This is a genomic window from Pseudomonas sp. JL23 (assembly GCF_056933585.1).
The window spans coordinates 1,014,872-1,029,982 of sequence record NZ_CM167795.1 but is presented as its reverse complement, the minus strand read 5'-3'; the positions used below and the strand labels follow the sequence as shown (position 1 = coordinate 1,029,982).

Genomic DNA, 15,111 nt, shown 5'->3' with positions numbered 1-15,111 from the left:
ATCGCTTATTGTCAGGGCTGCATTCAATTCGAGAGACGCGGCAGGACCAGATCCTTGAGGTCGGTCAGCTTGCCGTGAAAAAAGTGTCCGCATTCTGCCACTTTCAGCAGCTCATGTGGACGCGGCAGCGCCGCCGACCAGGCGTAGACCATCTCGGGGTCGATCACTTCGTCGTTTTCCGGCTGGATCAGGGTGATCGGGCAGTTTTGCGGCAGCACGCTCTGATCCTGCAGGCGCGAGGCTGCTGCAGCGATCAGGAACAGGTGCTCAAGCTGCTCACCGGCCGCCTCAAGGCGCCCGCCGAGGTTGGCTGCCACATAGCCACCAAAGGAAAAGCCCAGCAGCGTCAGCGGCAGCACAGGCTGTTGCGCGCGCAGCCATTTGGCCGCGGCCACGGCATCTTCGATCTCGCCGGGGCCGGCCACGGAGGTCCCGGCACTGGCGCCGACGCCACGGTAATTGAAGCGCAGGGTGATAAAACCGGCATCGCGGGCGGTACGCTGCAGCGTCGACACCACTTTATTGAGCATGGTGCCGCCCTGGATCGGGTTAGGATGGCAAATCAGGGCAATGCCTTTGGCATCAGTCGCATCCTGATACAAAGCTTCGATCTGGCCTTCCGGGCCATCAATGAATATTGGGGTTTCGCGCATGAGCAGAATGGAACTCCGTGACCTTGGATTGGATCGACTCGTCTAGGCAATGCCTGGAAAAGTCTGTAGCTGACATGCCGACGACGCATCGTGGCTATACAGCGCAGGTTCGAGCCGTTAACGTAAAGCAAAGCCGTTTATAGAGGAAGGACTCGTGGAACACTCGCTCTTAGTTTGGTTGTTGCCGACCATCGCCCTGGTCGCCGGTGTTGTCATCGGTTTCTTCGTGGCGCGTCTGCTGCCCAACGCCGCCCCCAGCAGCACCCAGCGTCAGCTGGATGATGTGCAGGAGCGCTTCGATACCTATCAGAACGAGGTGGTCACTCACTTCAACAGTACGGCTAATCTGGTCCAGAAGCTGTCCCAGAGCTATCAGGACGTTCAGGAACACCTCGCCGAGGGCGCCAACCGTCTGGCCCTGGACGAATTGACCCGCCAACGCCTGCTGGCCGCCCTGCACCCGGAAGCCAACGCCCTGCCCCGCGACCGCCTGACGCCACCGCGCACCACCGAGCCGCCAAAGGACTACGCCCCCAAGACCCCCAACTCCCCCGGCATGCTCGATGAGCATTACGGTTTGAAAAAGTGATGCGCTAATGCGCAACACACAAAACCCGCCCTTGATTGCTCAAGGGCGGGTTTTTTATTGGCCGGCACCGAGCGCTCGCAGGGTGAATATCTGACTGTAGGACCGGCTTTAGCCGGGAGAGCGAGCTCGCGGCTGAAGCCGGTCCTACAAGAATTACATCCCAAGTCAAATGATTGTGCTGGCTTGAAGACCTCAAACAAAAAACCCACCGATCAAGGTGGGTTTTTTGTGATTGCCTCAGCGCTTAGATCGCGCCACGGCTGCGCAGCAAGTCCAGCACCTGCTTGACACCTTCCTCGACGTTCAGCGATTGAGTATCGATCACCAGATCGGCATCCAGTGGCACGTCGTACGGGAAGGACTCACCGGGGATGTTGTCCTTGTCGGCGGCGTACAGGCCCTGTGGATCGCGTTCACGGCAGACCTGCGGCGAGGCCTGGACGTAGACGGTGATCAGACGATCGCTGCCGATCAGGCCCTTGGCGTTTTCACGGCCTGCGGCATCAGGGGCGACGAAAGCAGCCAGGGTCAGCAGGCCAGCTTCGTTGAACTGACGGGCGACGTGAGCCGCACGACGCCAGTTCTCGGTACGCCCGGCACGGTCCTGTGGCAGACCTTTGTTCAGGTCGTGACGCAGGTTCTGGCCGTCGAGCACGTAGACCGCACGGCCCATATCGAACAGCTTGCGCTCGACCGCGTAGGCCAAAGTGCTCTTGCCCGCGCCCGAGAGGCCGCTGAACAGCACGGTGGCCGGCTTCTGGCCAAAACGCTGGGCGCGCTCCTCGACCGAAACATGGGCGAGTTCGCCATGATGGCTGGCACCACCGGCGCTGACCGGTTTGGCGATGATCATGCCCGCTGCCACAGTGCCGTTGGTCAAGCGATCAATGACGATGAAGGCACCGGTCGTACGGTTGCTGTCATAGCCATCCAGCGCGATGGGCGCATCGAGGCTGATCTTGACGCGACCAATCTCGTTGAGCTGCAACGCACTGGCCGGACCTTCTTCCAGGGTGTTCACATCAACGCGGTGAGTAATGCTGGCGACGGAGCCCGGCACATAGCTGGTGGCACGCTTGATGTCGTATTTCTTGCCCGGCAGCATCGGCTCTTCAGCCATCCACACCAGCATCGCGTCGAACGCGTCGCTGACTTGCGGGACGTTGTCGGCATGCACCAGCAGGTCGCCACGGGAGATATCGATCTCGTCTTCCATGGTCAGGGTCACTGCCTGGCCCGGGCCGGCGTGTTCCAACTCACCCTCGAAGGTGACGATGGACTTGACCCGGCTGCTCTTGCCCGACGGCAGCACGACGATTTCATCGCCCTTGTGCACGACGCCGCTGGCCAGGGTGCCGGCAAAACCGCGGAAGTTCAGGTTCGGACGGTTGACGTACTGCACCGGGAAACGCAGGTCGGTGTAGTTGCGGTCGTTGGCGATCTCGACGGTCTCGAGGATCTCCATCAGCGACTGACCGCTGTACCACGGCGAACGCTCGCTCTTGCTGACGACGTTGTCGCCTTTGAGCGCCGACATCGGCACGAACGCCATGGTGCTTGGCTTGAAGGCGATACCGTCGGCGAACTTCAGGTAATCAGCCTTGATCGACTCAAATACCTGCTCGTCGAAACCGTTGAGGTCCATCTTGTTGATGGCGACGACGATATGCTTGATGCCCAGCAACGAAGCGATGTAGCTGTGACGACGGGTCTGGGTCTGCACGCCATAACGGGCGTCGACCAGGATGATCGCCAGGTCACAGGTGGACGCACCGGTGGCCATGTTGCGGGTGTACTGTTCGTGGCCCGGGGTGTCGGCGATGATGAACTTGCGCTTGGCCGTGGAGAAATAGCGGTAGGCGACATCAATGGTAATGCCCTGCTCACGCTCAGCCTGCAGACCGTCGACCAGCAACGCCAGGTCAACGTCATCGCCGGTGGTGCCGGACTTCTTCGAATCACGGGTAATGGCTTCCAGGTGATCTTCATAGATCATCTTGGAGTCGTGCAGCAGACGCCCGATCAGCGTGCTCTTGCCGTCATCGACGTTGCCACAGGTAAGAAAGCGCAGCATTTCCTTGCGTTCGTGCTGGCCCAGATAGGCGAGGATGTCCTCGCTGATCAAATCAGATACGTGACTCATTGCATTCGAGCTCCGAGCTGCGAGCTTCAAGCGGCGAGCTTGTCAGCGTACAGCTAGTCAGAAATTTTGATGATCAGCCCGCCCAGCATCTTGGAGAGCTGGCGGGTTTCAATAATCCACGCTGTGGCAAGTGGTTCAGCGATATAACCAATTTCACTGCCGATGATGAGTTGAGTCCTCAACTCACCGCAGGACGCTTTCGCAATCCATAAAAACTTGCACTTGTCCTTTGCAGTGGAGCGCTCCATACCTTCAGCGATATTGCTCGGTACCGATAGTCCAGAGCGAGTGATCTGACTTCTGAAAGCTAAGTCGGGGCATTTGATCAGTTCTTTGTAAAGCCCGACCGATAGCGCCTTCGCTCTTTGCCAGACCAGGAGTTTCTCGAAATCCATTTCGATTACCTGCTTTTGGGGTGTAGATGGAGTGTATAGGCTGGAGCTTTGAGCTCCGAGCTTCGAGCTTCGAGCTAGTAGCTTAAGGCTCGCAGCTCAGAGCTCGCAGCTCGCAGCTCGCAACTAAAAATACCCCTGACGTTTCTTTTCTTCCATGGAGCCCGCGCCATCGTGATCGATGACTCGGCCCTGGCGTTCGGAAGTTCGCGTCAGGAGCATTTCCTGAATGATGTCGGTCAGGCTGATGGCTTCGGACTCGACGGCGCCCGTCAACGGGTAGTCGCCCAGTGTGCGGAAGCGCACCTTCTTCTTGACGATGCGGGCGCGGTCGGCCTCGCTGAGGTGGTTACGCAGGCGATCGTCGTCGATCATGATCCAGGTGCCGTTCATCTCGATGACTTCGCGCTCGGCGGCGAAGTACAGCGGCACGATCGGGATGCCTTCAAGGTAGATGTACTGCCAGATATCCAGCTCGGTCCAGTTCGACAGCGGGAATACGCGGATCGACTCGCCTTTGTTGACGTTGCCGTTGTACACGTTCCACAGCTCGGGACGCTGGTTCTTCGGGTCCCAGCGGTGCTTGCTGTCGCGGAAGGAATACACGCGCTCCTTGGCGCGGGATTTCTCTTCGTCGCGGCGCGCGCCACCGAAGGCGGCATCGAAACCATGCTTGTCCAGTGCCTGTTTGAGGCCTTCGGTCTTCATGATGTCGGTGTGCTTGGAGCTACCGTGAGTCAGCGGGTTGATGTCCTGAGCGACGCCGTCCGGGTTGATGTGGACGATCAGGTCCAGGCCCATTTCCTCGACCATGCGATCACGGAATTGATACATCTCCTGGAATTTCCAGCGAGTATCGACGTGCATCACCGGGAACGGCAGCTTGCCCGGGAAAAAAGCCTTGCGTGCCAGATGCAGCATCACGGCAGAGTCTTTACCGACGGAGTACAGCATCACCGGGTTATCAAACTCGGCGGCGACCTCGCGGATGATGTGGATGCTTTCCGCCTCCAGCTGTTTCAGATGCGTCAGTTTGTCGACCATGGCTACTCACGGATTGCATTCGTTATGGACCGCAAGCATCAGCTTGCGGGGCGGCCTGCGGGCCGTGTTCGAGCCGCGCACTTTAACACGCAGCCTGCTTCTAATCAGCGGGGCGGATAGATCGAAACGATCTATGGATATAGCCTCTCGTTTGGGTGGCTATATCGGATTTGGGCAGTCAATGAACAAATGTTCAACGGCAAAGCGCCGGGCCAGATAGTCTCCCAGGGCCTGAACACCGTAGCGCTCGGTCGCATGATGGCCGGCAGCAATGAAGCTGATGCCGTTTTCCTGGGCGCTATGAAAGGTCTGTTCCGACGCTTCACCGCTGAGAAACAGGTCGACGCCCGCGAGAATCCCCTGATCGATATAGCCCTGGCCGCCGCCGGTGCACCAGCCGACCCGACGAATCATCTCGCTGCCTTCTATCAGCAGCGGCTCGCGGCCGAGCACATCCTGCACCTTGCGCGCGAAATCCCGGGGCATCATCGGTTCGGCCAGGGAGCCGACCAGCCCGACGATCCGGGCATTGTCCGGGTCCAGCGGGCCTTCGACGGTGATATCCAGTTGCCGGGCCAGTTGCACGTTGTTGCCCACTTCCGGATGCAGATCCAGAGGCAAATGGTAGGCCAGCAGGCTGATGTCGTGCTTGAGCAAGGTCTTCAGGCGACGCTGCTTCATGCCGACGACACAAGGGTTCTCGCCCTTCCAGAAATAGCCGTGGTGGACCAGGATCAGGTCGGCCTGGGCCTCGACAGCGGCGTCCAGCAAGGCCTGGCTGGCCGTAACGCCGCTGACGATGCGCATCACTTGCGGACGTCCCTCGACCTGCAGGCCATTGGGGCAGTAATCCTGGATGCGGGCACTGTTCAGATAGCGATCCGCTTCCTCGACCAGGGTGCTCAGGGCAACAGCCATAAAAGACTCCTAAATAGGCATTTCAGCAATGCGTGGTGCTCGTATAATGCCCGCCATTATGGCGCAGCTGTGGCAAAAATTTACCGCGCCTCTACCCCCTCAGGACTCGCTCAATGCTCAAGGCACTGCGTTTTTTCGGTTGGCCCCTGCTGACCGGTGTGCTCATCGCCCTGCTGATTATTCAGCACTACCCGCAATTGGTCGGCCTGCCGAATCAGGACGTCAACCTGCAACAAGCCCCGCAAACCACCAAGGTCCAGCAGGGTCCGGTGTCCTACGCTGACGCCGTGAGCATTGCGGCCCCGGCCGTGGCGAATCTGTACACCACCAAGATGGTCAACAAGACCAGCAAGCCGCTGTTCGAAGACCCGCAGTTCCGCCGCTTCTTCGGCGACAACCTGCCCAAGCAGAAACGCATGGAATCCAGCCTCGGCTCGGGCGTGATCATGAGCCCTGAGGGCTACCTGCTGACCAACAACCACGTCACCACCGGCGCCGACCAGATCGTCGTTGCTCTCAAGGACGGTCGCGAAACCATCGCCCGGGTCATCGGCAGCGACCCCGAGACCGATCTGGCGGTACTCAAGATCGACCTGAAAAACCTGCCAGCCATCACCATCGGCAGCTCGGACAACATCCGCATCGGCGACGTCGCCCTGGCCATCGGCAACCCCTTCGGTGTCGGCCAGACCGTGACCATGGGCATCATCAGCGCCACAGGCCGTAACCAACTGGGCCTGAACACCTATGAAGACTTCATCCAGACCGACGCGGCGATCAACCCCGGCAACTCCGGCGGCGCACTGGTCGATGCCAACGGCAACCTGACCGGCATCAACACTGCGATCTTTTCCAAGTCCGGCGGCTCACAAGGCATCGGCTTCGCCATTCCGACCAAACTGGCACTGGATGTTATGAAGTCGATCATCGAGCACGGTCAGGTTATCCGAGGCTGGCTGGGTATCGAAGTTCAACCCCTGACCCAGGAGCTGGCGGAATCCTTCGGTCTCAAGGATCGTCCAGGCATCGTTGTCGCCGGGATCTTCCGCGATGGTCCGGCCCAGAAAGCCGGCCTGCAGTTGGGTGATGTGATTCTGAATATCAACGGCGAACTGGCCGGAGATGGCCGCCGTTCGATGAATCAGGTTGCCCGCACCAAGCCCGGCGAGAAAATCGCCATCGGCGTGATGCGTAACGGCAAGGAGTTGAAGCTGATGGCCGAAGTCGGCCTGCGTCCGCCACCGGCGCCGGTGGCGAATGAGGAAGCACAGTAAATAGCCAGTCTTGCTCGTTGGAGCGAGGCTTGCCCGCGAAGAGGTCGGTACATCCGATAGATTTCCGAACCTGAAATGCAGCCTTCGCGGGCAAGCCTCGCTCCAACCTGCCCTCACCCCTCTATATCCTTCAGGCCATCCAGCAACGCCTGGTTCTGCTCCGGCGTACCGATGCTGATCCGCAGGAACTGCGCGATGCGCTCCTGCTTGAAGTGCCGCACGATCACCCCTTGCTCGCGTAGCCTGGCAGCAATCCCGGCAGCGTCATGCTGTGGGTGACGGGCGAAGATGAAGTTGGCCGCCGACGGCAGCACCTCGAAACCCTTGCCCTGCAACTGCTCGACCAAGGCCTCGCGACTGGCGATCACGGCATTGCGAGTGAAGTCGAAGTGCTCGCGATCCTCGAAGGCCGCCGTGGCGCCGACAATCGCCAAGCGATCCAGCGGATAGGAGTTGAAGCTGTTCTTGACCCGTTCCAGGGCCTCGATCAGGTCCGGATGACCCACCGCGAAACCGACCCGCAAACCGGCCAGTGAACGCGACTTGGACAAAGTCTGGGCCACCAGCAGGTTCGGGTAGCGATCAACCAGAGAGATCGCCGTCTCGCCGCCGAAGTCGATATAGGCTTCATCGATCACCACGACCGAATCCGGGCTGCCCTTGACCAGTTGCTCGATGGCATCCAGATCCAGCAGGCAGCCGGTCGGCGCGTTCGGGTTAGGGATGATGATCCCGGCATTGGGCTTGGTGTAGTCGCCGACCTGGATACGGAACTGCTCGTCCAGCGGTACGGCGTCGTAGCCGATGCCATACAGGCCGCAGTAGACCGGGTAGAAGCTGTAGCTGATATCCGGGAACAGCAGCGGTTTGTCGTGGCGGAACAGCGCATTGAAGATATGCGCCAGGACCTCGTCGGAACCGTTACCGAGGAACACCTGATTGCGCTGCACGCCGTAGTAGTCCGCTACCGCCTGCTTGAGCAGGTCGCCGTTGGGGTCCGGGTACAGACGCAGATCGTCGGTCAGTTGCTCGCGCATGGCGGCCAGGGCCTTGGGCGACGGGCCATAGGGGTTTTCATTGGTGTTGAGTTTGGTCAGCTTGGTCAGCTTCGGCTGTTCACCCGGCACATAAGGCACCAGATCGCTGACGAAAGAACTCCAGAACTTACTCATTATTGGCCATCCTTTTTATTGGCAGCGATCCAGGCCGGATCCGTGATGCGATATTCAGCACTGCGGGCGTGGGCCGACAGCGACTCGCCACGCGCCAGCACCGAAGCGGTCTGGCCGAGTACGGACGCGCCTTCCTGCGAGCAATAGATGATCGACGAACGCTTCTGGAAGTCATACACCCCCAGTGGCGAGGAGAAGCGCGCGGTGCCGGAGGTCGGCAAAACATGGTTGGGACCGGCGCAGTAGTCGCCCAGGGCTTCGCTGGTGTGACGGCCCATGAAGATGGCACCGGCATGGCGAATCTGTGGCAGCCAGGTTTCCGGATCGGCCACCGACAACTCCAGGTGCTCCGGCGCGATGCGATTGGCCACTTCGATAGCCTGTTGCATGTCCGCCACCTTGATCAGGGCGCCACGGCCATTGATCGAGGTATTGATGATCTCGGCACGGTCCATGGTCGGCAGCAGACGGGCAATGCTTGCCGCCACGCGATCAAGGAATTCGGCATCCGGGCTGACCAGGATGGCCTGGGCGTCTTCGTCGTGCTCGGCCTGGGAGAACAGGTCCATGGCGATCCAGTCCGGATCGGTCTGGCCGTCGCAAACAACGAGGATTTCCGAAGGACCGGCGATCATGTCGATACCGACCTGACCGAACACATGGCGCTTGGCGGTGGCGACATAGATATTGCCGGGGCCGACCACCTTATCCACCTTCGGCACGCTTTCGGTGCCATAGGCCAGGGCCGCAACGGCCTGGGCGCCACCGATGGTGAATACCCGGTCGACACCCGCGATGCAGGCAGCGGCCAGCACCAGCTCATTGATTTCACCCCGTGGCGTCGGCACGACCATGACTACTTCGGTCACGCCCGCGACTTTTGCCGGAATGGCGTTCATCAGCACAGATGACGGATAGGACGCCTTGCCGCCGGGCACGTACAGGCCGGCGCGATCCAGCGGCGTGACTTTCTGGCCGAGCACCGTGCCGTCGGCTTCGGTGTAGGTCCAGGAGTCCTGCTTCTGCTTCTCGTGGTAAGTGCGCACGCGCTCGGCGGCCTTTTCCAGGGCTTCGCGCTGGGGCTCGGTGATGCGGGTCAGGGCCAGTTCCAGGCGTTCGCGTGGCAGGATCAGCTCGCTCATGGACTGCACTTGCAGGCCATCGAAACGCTGGGTGAACTCCACCAGAGCGGCATCGCCTCGCTCACGCACGGCCTTGATGATATCCAGCACCCGCTGATTGACCGAGTCGTCGGACACACTTTCCCAGCTCAACAGATGATCCAGATGTCGGGCGAAATCCGGATCAGCAGCGTCGAGTCGGCGAATGGCAGTGGAAGTGGTCATAGCGAGGGCCTCATTGATTGGCGAATGCTCAGGTGCCGTTAAGCTACCAAGCCGTCCGCGCGGGCACCTGAGAAATTTGGCTATGACACGGATAGCTGGGCGCGACGTAGCGTCGCGCGGGTCAGTCAGCCGCGGTGTCGCGACTCTACGGCAGTGCGCAGGGTGTCGATCAGCGCCTGGATGCGGGCGTGCTGCATTTTCATCGAAGCCTTGTTCACCACCAGGCGCGAGCTGATGGTCGCGATCAGCTCCTGGGGCTCAAGACCGTTGGCGCGCAGGGTGTTGCCGGTGTCGACGACATCGATGATCTTGTCGGCCAGGCCGATCAGTGGTGCCAGCTCCATGGAGCCGTACAGCTTGATGATGTCGACCTGACGACCCTGCTCGGCGTAGTAGCGCTTGGCAACGTTGACGAATTTGGTAGCCACGCGCAGGCGGCCCTTGGGCTCCACCGCGCCAATGGCACCGGCGGTCATCAGCCTGCACTTGGCAATTTGCAGGTCCAGCGGCTCGTACAGGCCCTGGCCGCTGTATTCCATCAGCACGTCCTTGCCCGCGACACCGAGGTCGGCCGCGCCATGCTCGACGTAAGTCGGCACATCGGTGGCACGCACGATCAACAGGCGCACATCGTCCTGAGTCGTGGGGATGATCAGCTTGCGGCTCTTGTCCGGATTCTCGGTCGGCACGATGCCCGCTTCAGCGAGAAGCGGCAGGGTGTCGTCGAGGATGCGGCCCTTGGACAGTGCGATGGTCAACATGGAAAACGTAAGTCCTTATCAGGAAACGTATGCCCGAACGCAATCGGCGTCGAACAATACCCGGACCCGTGACGCGGCCCGGGGCAAAACGAATTCGGTCATCCGGTGCTGGCACCGGATGACGCACAGCTACTAGCCCGGAACGCGACGAATCTTGGCGCCCAGCATTTGCAGCTTCTCTTCGATGCACTCGTAACCACGGTCGATGTGGTAGATGCGGTCGATCAGGGTATCGCCCTGGGCAACCAGCGCCGAGATCACCAGGCTGGCCGAGGCCCGCAGGTCGGTAGCCATGACTGGCGCGCCCTTGAGGTGGTCGACACCGGTGACGATCGCCGTGTTGCCTTCGACCTGGATCTGCGCGCCCATGCGGTGCATTTCATACACGTGCATGAAGCGGTTTTCGAAGATGGTCTCGATCACGGCGCCAGTGCCTTCACCGATAGCATTGAGCGAGATGAACTGCGCCTGCATGTCGGTCGGGAACGCCGGGTAAGGCGCGGTACGCACGTTAACGGCCTTGGGACGCTTGCCGTGCATGTTCAGCTCGATCCAGTCCGGACCGGTAGTGATTTCAGCACCGGCTTCCTGCAACTTGAGCAGGACCGCCTCAAGAATGGTCGGATCGGTGTCCTTGACCTTGACGCGGCCTCCGGTCACGGCGGCGGCAACCAGATAGGTGCCGGTTTCGATACGGTCAGGCATGACCTTGTAGGTCGCAGGGCCCAGACGCTCGACGCCATCGATAGTGATGGTGTCGGTGCCAGCACCGCTGACCTTGGCACCCATGGCATTGAGGAAGTTGGCCAGATCGACCACTTCCGGCTCGCGCGCGGCGTTCTGCAACACACTGCGGCCTTTGGCCAGACTGGCCGCCATCATGATGTTCTCGGTACCGGTCACACTGACGGTATCGAAGAAGAAGTGCGCGCCACGCAGGCCGCCTTCTGGAGCGCGGGCTTTAATGTAGCCGCCTTCGACGTCGATGATCGCGCCCATGGCTTCCAGGCCACGGATGTGCAGGTCAACCGGACGCGAACCGATGGCGCAACCGCCCGGCAGGGCAACTTCAGCCTCGCCGAAACGGGCAACCATCGGCCCCAGCACCAGGATCGATGCACGCATGGTCTTGACCAGTTCGTACGGGGCGATCAGGGTCTTGATGGTGCGTGGATCGATTTCAACACTGAGCTTTTCGTCGATCACAGGCTCAATGCCCATGCGCCCGAACAGCTCGATCATGGTGGTGATGTCGTGCAGGTGCGGCAGGTTCTGCACCACAACCGGGCCATCGGCCAACAGGGTTGCAGCCAGAATCGGCAGGGCAGAGTTCTTCGCCCCGGAAATGCGGATTTCGCCATCAAGACGAACGCCGCCAGTAATAATCAGTTTATCCATTGGAATCTCGACGCCTTTTGGCTCAGGTGCGCTCGGCCCATGCAGCGCGGCTGAAAAATTTCATGGTGACCGCGTGGATACTGCCATCGGTAATCCAGGGGTTCAGGTGCGCATAAATCTGCTGCTGACGTTTTACCGGGCTCAAGGCAGCCAGTTCGTCACTGATGACATTGAGCTGGAAATTGCAGCCTTCGCCCTCAACTTCCACCTGAGTCTCGGCCAGCTTTGCTTCAAGAAAGCTCTTAACTTCTACGGCCTGCATGCTTAACCTCAATCGGCGCCCTACGCGCGCGGGTCGGCCATCATACAAAAAAGCCCGTGCAATGCGAACCCCGCAAAGCAGGACCCGGACAGAGGGCTTTTCAGTAGACGGCGATTATGAATGTTGCAGAAGCGCTTCGAGCTCCGACACCTTGGCAATTTCGCGCATATCCAGCGGCAGTGCGCGCACGCTGACAGCCTTACCCAGAGCAGCGCCATCACGCATGAACGCCAGCAGCAAGGCCAGGCCGACACTGCTGGATTTCTCCACTGCCGAGCAGTCCAGTACCACGGACGGTGCCTGGCTCGACTTGATCAGCGCCGCACCCTGCTTGCGCAGGGCCGGGCCGGTGCGGTAGTCGAGCACGCCGACCAGTTCGATCTCTCCGGCTGCACCAAGGCGAACGAGCGACTCACTCACCTTGTGGCGCCTTCTGTGCGGCGTCGACGGTGGTTTCCTTGGCCTTGGCAACTTCGCCGGCCCAGCCATCGATGGTTTTGTCGAGGTCATTGCCATTACGCTGCATCGAATCGGCAAACTGGTCACGGAACAGCTTGCCGATATTGATGCCGTTGATAATCACGTTGCGCACCTTCCACTGGCCGTCGATTTTTTCGAGGGTGTAGGAAACCGGGTAGACCGCGCCGTTATTACCCTTGACCTGCATATCCACGCTGGTCCGGTCGGCGCCTTCTTCCTTCGCCGGCGATACGGTAATGCCCTGGTTGTTGTACTCGAGCAAGGCATTGCCGTAGAACTGGATCAGGCTGCGCTTGAAGTTTTCCTGGAAGCGCTGCATCTGCGCAGGCGTGGCCTTGCGCGAGTACTTGACGGTCATGATGCTCTTGGAAATGCCGTCGGCATCGATGGCCGGGCCGACGATACCGTTCAGCGCATCATAAAAAGCACTCGGGTTGCTTTTGTAGGTTTCTTTGTTCGCAGCCAGGTCACTCAACAGCTGCTTGGTCGTGCGGTCCACCAGATCATGGGCGGACTGGTCTGCCGCAGCGTTGGCCAGCATTGGCACTACAGCCAGCAGGACCAGCAGACCGCGGCGCAAGGTCGAGATCATGTCAAACATCCTCATTTAGCGTCTTTGCTCACTGTGTTGAGCAGGAATTTGCCGATCAGGTCTTCCAGCACAAGGGACGACTGGGTGTCGTGAATCACGCCGCCATCGGCCAACAGCTTCGAATCGCCGCCGACGCTGAGGCCGACGTACTTCTCGCCCAGCAACCCGGCTGTCAGGATCGAAGCAGTCGAATCGATTGGCAGGTTATTCACGCCCTTCTGCACTTCCATCGTCACCTTCCCGGTAAAACTTTCACGATCCAGATCGATTGCCGTGACCTTGCCGATGGTGACACCGGCCATGCTCACCTTCGCTCTGACAGTCAAACCGGCGATATTGTCGAAATACGCATAAAGTTTATAAGTATCGTTGGCCGTCGTAGCTGTCAGACCACTGACCCGCAGGGCCAGCAAGAGCAAAGCCAGCAGGCCGGCCAGCAGGAACAGGCCGACACCTGTTTCGATGGTGCGGTTTTGCATCAGAAATCTCCAAACATCAAGGCGGTCAAAATGAAGTCCAGGCCCAATACGGCCAAGGAGGAATACACGACAGTCTTGGTCGTGGCACGGCTGATCCCTTCTGAAGTGGGCTCACAGTCGTAACCCTGGAACACGGCGATCCAGGTCACCACAAAAGCAAAGACTATGCTTTTAATAACACCATTGGCTACGTCATCTGCAAAAGAGACGCTGTTTTGCATGTTGGCCCAGAAGGAACCCTCATACACACCCAGCCAATCGATAGCCACCCAGGATCCGCCCCAGATACCCACCACATTGAAAATCAACGCCAACACCGGCAGGGAGATGAAGCCCGCCCACAAACGTGGCGCTACGATGTACTTGAGCGGGTCGACCCCAATCATTTCCAGGCTCGACAGCTGCTCGGTGGACTTCATATTGCCGATCTCGGCGGTCAACGCCGAACCTGCGCGCCCGGCAAACAGCAAAGCTGTTACCACCGGTCCCAACTCACGTAGCAAGGTCAATGCCACCATTTGCCCAACGGCCTGCTCGGAACCGTATTTGGCCAGAATGCTGAAACCCTGCAACGACAGCACCATGCCGATGAATATGCCTGATACGACGATGATCGCCAGCGACAGGACACCCACCGAGTACAACTGTTTGATCAGCAGTTGAAAGCCGCCGCCAATCCCGCCACGGCCCAGCAGGGCGTGGACCAGGAACAAACCTGAGCGTCCCAGTATCGTGACGGTTTCAATGGCCCCTTGCCCCAGATGGGCAACACGGTCCAGTAATGACTTTCTGCGCATCAGCGCTTCCCCAAAAGATCTTCGCGAAAATCCGGCGCCGGATAGTGGAACGGCACAGGGCCGTCCGGGTCGCCGGTCATGAATTGGCGCAGGCGCGGGTTGTCCGAGTTCATCAGGTCCTGCGGCGTACCCTGGCCCAGCACCTGACCGTCGCCGACCACATAGAGGTAGTCGGCAATGCTCGCGGTCTCGGCCAGGTCATGGGAAACCACGACACTGGTGATCCCCAGCGCATCGTTGAGCAGGCGGATCAGGCGTACCAGCACGCCCATGGCGATCGGATCCTGACCAACAAAGGGTTCGTCGTACATCAGCACCTGAGGATCCAGGGCGATGGCACGGGCCAGGGCCACACGCCGCTTCATGCCGCCGGACAATTCATCGGGCATCAGCTCGATGGCGCCGCGCAACCCCACCGCCTGCAACTTGAGCAGGACAATGTCACGAATCATTTCTTCGGGAAGTTCGGTATGCACACGCAGCGGAAAGGCCACGTTCTCGAAGACATCGAGATCAGTGAACAAGGCACCGCTTTGAAAAAGAACACCCATTTGCTTGCGGGCATCGAACAGATCACTGCGCGACAGTTTCGGCAGATTCTGCCCATTGACCCAGACTTCACCGTTTGACGGACGAAGCTGTGCCCCCATCAGACGCAGCAAGGTGGTCTTGCCGCTGCCCGAAGGCCCCATGATGCCGGTGACCTTGCCCCTGGGAATTTGAATGTCGACATTATTGAAGATGCTGCGCGTACCGCGCTTGAAGGACACGCCCTTCAGCTCGATCGCGTAGGCGTTATCGGCGCTCATCT

The 15,111-nt window shown here is 59.8% G+C and carries 17 protein-coding genes; 2 read left to right on the top strand and 15 right to left on the bottom strand.

The window, feature by feature from the left end:
• Window positions 1–23: 23 nt before the first annotated feature.
• A complete protein-coding gene (locus AC1Z24_RS04980; RefSeq protein ID WP_483744774.1) occupies window positions 24–653 on the bottom strand; it encodes an alpha/beta hydrolase in 630 nt (209 codons plus the stop codon).
• Between the two features lie 154 nt (window positions 654–807).
• On the opposite strand from AC1Z24_RS04980, the gene AC1Z24_RS04975 reads away from it, so the two are divergent.
• A complete protein-coding gene (locus AC1Z24_RS04975; RefSeq protein ID WP_259098334.1) occupies window positions 808–1,242 on the top strand; it encodes a Z-ring associated ZapG family protein in 435 nt (144 codons plus the stop codon).
• A gap of 244 nt (window positions 1,243–1,486) precedes the next feature.
• On the opposite strand, the gene cysN is transcribed toward AC1Z24_RS04975, so the two are convergent.
• The 4 genes from cysN to AC1Z24_RS04955 all read right to left on the bottom strand — a co-directional run bounded on the left by cysN (window position 1,487) and on the right by AC1Z24_RS04955 (window position 5,739).
• Window positions 1,487–3,385: a sulfate adenylyltransferase subunit CysN gene (gene cysN / locus AC1Z24_RS04970; protein ID WP_483744773.1), complete on the bottom strand. Its 1,899-nt coding sequence runs from the start codon at window positions 3,383–3,385 to the stop codon at window positions 1,487–1,489.
• Between the two features lie 53 nt (window positions 3,386–3,438).
• On the bottom strand, window positions 3,439–3,780 hold the full coding sequence (locus AC1Z24_RS04965) for a four helix bundle protein (RefSeq protein ID WP_483744772.1): 342 nt from the start codon (window positions 3,778–3,780) through the stop codon (window positions 3,439–3,441).
• Between the two features lie 123 nt (window positions 3,781–3,903).
• A complete protein-coding gene (gene cysD, locus AC1Z24_RS04960; protein ID WP_259098330.1) occupies window positions 3,904–4,821 on the bottom strand; it encodes a sulfate adenylyltransferase subunit CysD in 918 nt (305 codons plus the stop codon).
• Between the two features lie 159 nt (window positions 4,822–4,980).
• Entirely contained in the window at window positions 4,981–5,739 is a 759-nt protein-coding gene (locus tag AC1Z24_RS04955) for a Nif3-like dinuclear metal center hexameric protein (RefSeq protein WP_483744771.1), read from the bottom strand.
• A gap of 113 nt (window positions 5,740–5,852) precedes the next feature.
• Between AC1Z24_RS04955 and algW the strand changes: the two genes are divergently transcribed.
• On the top strand, window positions 5,853–7,013 hold the full coding sequence (gene algW / locus AC1Z24_RS04950; protein WP_483744770.1) for a Do family serine endopeptidase AlgW: 1,161 nt from the start codon (window positions 5,853–5,855) through the stop codon (window positions 7,011–7,013).
• Window positions 7,014–7,126: 113 nt separating this feature from the next.
• Here algW and hisC read toward each other — a convergent pair whose 3' ends face one another.
• The 10 genes from hisC to AC1Z24_RS04900 form a co-directional block, all read right to left on the bottom strand.
• A complete protein-coding gene (hisC, locus tag AC1Z24_RS04945; RefSeq protein WP_483744769.1) occupies window positions 7,127–8,185 on the bottom strand; it encodes a histidinol-phosphate transaminase in 1,059 nt (352 codons plus the stop codon).
• Window positions 8,185–9,531, bottom strand: a complete 1,347-nt coding sequence (gene hisD / locus AC1Z24_RS04940) for a histidinol dehydrogenase (RefSeq protein WP_483744768.1) — start codon at window positions 9,529–9,531, stop codon at window positions 8,185–8,187. Before hisD ends, hisC begins: the two co-directional genes overlap by 1 nt.
• 125 nt (window positions 9,532–9,656) lie before the next feature.
• Entirely contained in the window at window positions 9,657–10,292 is a 636-nt protein-coding gene (gene hisG / locus AC1Z24_RS04935; protein ID WP_259098322.1) for an ATP phosphoribosyltransferase, read from the bottom strand.
• 132 nt (window positions 10,293–10,424) lie between these two features.
• Window positions 10,425–11,690, bottom strand: a complete 1,266-nt coding sequence (murA, locus tag AC1Z24_RS04930) for a UDP-N-acetylglucosamine 1-carboxyvinyltransferase (RefSeq protein WP_483744767.1) — start codon at window positions 11,688–11,690, stop codon at window positions 10,425–10,427.
• A gap of 22 nt (window positions 11,691–11,712) precedes the next feature.
• Window positions 11,713–11,952, bottom strand: coding sequence for a BolA family protein (locus tag AC1Z24_RS04925; RefSeq protein WP_259098319.1), 240 nt, complete (start codon window positions 11,950–11,952; stop codon window positions 11,713–11,715).
• 114 nt (window positions 11,953–12,066) lie between these two features.
• Window positions 12,067–12,372 carry an STAS domain-containing protein gene (locus AC1Z24_RS04920; protein ID WP_483744766.1) on the bottom strand — a complete coding sequence of 102 codons (306 nt, stop codon included), beginning with the start codon at window positions 12,370–12,372 and terminating at the stop codon, window positions 12,067–12,069.
• Window positions 12,365–13,024: an MlaC/ttg2D family ABC transporter substrate-binding protein gene (locus AC1Z24_RS04915; RefSeq protein WP_259098316.1), complete on the bottom strand. Its 660-nt coding sequence runs from the start codon at window positions 13,022–13,024 to the stop codon at window positions 12,365–12,367. The genes AC1Z24_RS04920 and AC1Z24_RS04915 overlap by 8 nt, the downstream gene beginning before the upstream one ends.
• 11 nt (window positions 13,025–13,035) lie before the next feature.
• Window positions 13,036–13,503, bottom strand: a complete 468-nt coding sequence (gene mlaD / locus AC1Z24_RS04910; protein ID WP_483744765.1) for an outer membrane lipid asymmetry maintenance protein MlaD — start codon at window positions 13,501–13,503, stop codon at window positions 13,036–13,038.
• Window positions 13,503–14,300 (bottom strand): lipid asymmetry maintenance ABC transporter permease subunit MlaE, encoded by a 798-nt coding sequence (gene mlaE / locus AC1Z24_RS04905; RefSeq protein ID WP_483744764.1) that lies wholly within the window; start codon window positions 14,298–14,300, stop codon window positions 13,503–13,505. Before mlaE ends, mlaD begins: the two co-directional genes overlap by 1 nt.
• The gene (locus tag AC1Z24_RS04900) at window positions 14,300–15,109 is read right to left on the bottom strand and encodes an ATP-binding cassette domain-containing protein (RefSeq protein WP_259098311.1); all 810 of its coding nucleotides are present in this window, start codon (window positions 15,107–15,109) and stop codon (window positions 14,300–14,302) included. The genes mlaE and AC1Z24_RS04900 overlap by 1 nt, the downstream gene beginning before the upstream one ends.
• Window positions 15,110–15,111: the final 2 nt, after the last annotated feature.

What these genes read in the sequence shown, in the direction of transcription:
- AC1Z24_RS04980 (WP_483744774.1), bottom strand. Translation starts at nt 653, where the DNA reads ATGCGCGAAACCCCAATATTCATTGATGGCCCGGAAGGCCAGATCGAA.
- cysN (WP_483744773.1), bottom strand. Translation starts at nt 3,385, where the DNA reads ATGAGTCACGTATCTGATTTGATCAGCGAGGACATCCTCGCCTATCTG.
- AC1Z24_RS04965 (WP_483744772.1), bottom strand. Translation starts at nt 3,780, where the DNA reads ATGGATTTCGAGAAACTCCTGGTCTGGCAAAGAGCGAAGGCGCTATCG.
- cysD (WP_259098330.1), bottom strand. Translation starts at nt 4,821, where the DNA reads ATGGTCGACAAACTGACGCATCTGAAACAGCTGGAGGCGGAAAGCATC.
- AC1Z24_RS04955 (WP_483744771.1), bottom strand. Translation starts at nt 5,739, where the DNA reads ATGGCTGTTGCCCTGAGCACCCTGGTCGAGGAAGCGGATCGCTATCTG.
- algW (WP_483744770.1), top strand. Translation starts at nt 5,853, where the DNA reads ATGCTCAAGGCACTGCGTTTTTTCGGTTGGCCCCTGCTGACCGGTGTG.
- hisC (WP_483744769.1), bottom strand. Translation starts at nt 8,185, where the DNA reads ATGAGTAAGTTCTGGAGTTCTTTCGTCAGCGATCTGGTGCCTTATGTG.
- hisD (WP_483744768.1), bottom strand. Translation starts at nt 9,531, where the DNA reads ATGACCACTTCCACTGCCATTCGCCGACTCGACGCTGCTGATCCGGAT.
- hisG (WP_259098322.1), bottom strand. Translation starts at nt 10,292, where the DNA reads ATGTTGACCATCGCACTGTCCAAGGGCCGCATCCTCGACGACACCCTG.
- murA (WP_483744767.1), bottom strand. Translation starts at nt 11,690, where the DNA reads ATGGATAAACTGATTATTACTGGCGGCGTTCGTCTTGATGGCGAAATC.
- AC1Z24_RS04925 (WP_259098319.1), bottom strand. Translation starts at nt 11,952, where the DNA reads ATGCAGGCCGTAGAAGTTAAGAGCTTTCTTGAAGCAAAGCTGGCCGAG.
- AC1Z24_RS04915 (WP_259098316.1), bottom strand. Translation starts at nt 13,024, where the DNA reads ATGATCTCGACCTTGCGCCGCGGTCTGCTGGTCCTGCTGGCTGTAGTG.
- mlaD (WP_483744765.1), bottom strand. Translation starts at nt 13,503, where the DNA reads ATGCAAAACCGCACCATCGAAACAGGTGTCGGCCTGTTCCTGCTGGCC.
- mlaE (WP_483744764.1), bottom strand. Translation starts at nt 14,300, where the DNA reads ATGCGCAGAAAGTCATTACTGGACCGTGTTGCCCATCTGGGGCAAGGG.
- AC1Z24_RS04900 (WP_259098311.1), bottom strand. Translation starts at nt 15,109, where the DNA reads ATGAGCGCCGATAACGCCTACGCGATCGAGCTGAAGGGCGTGTCCTTC.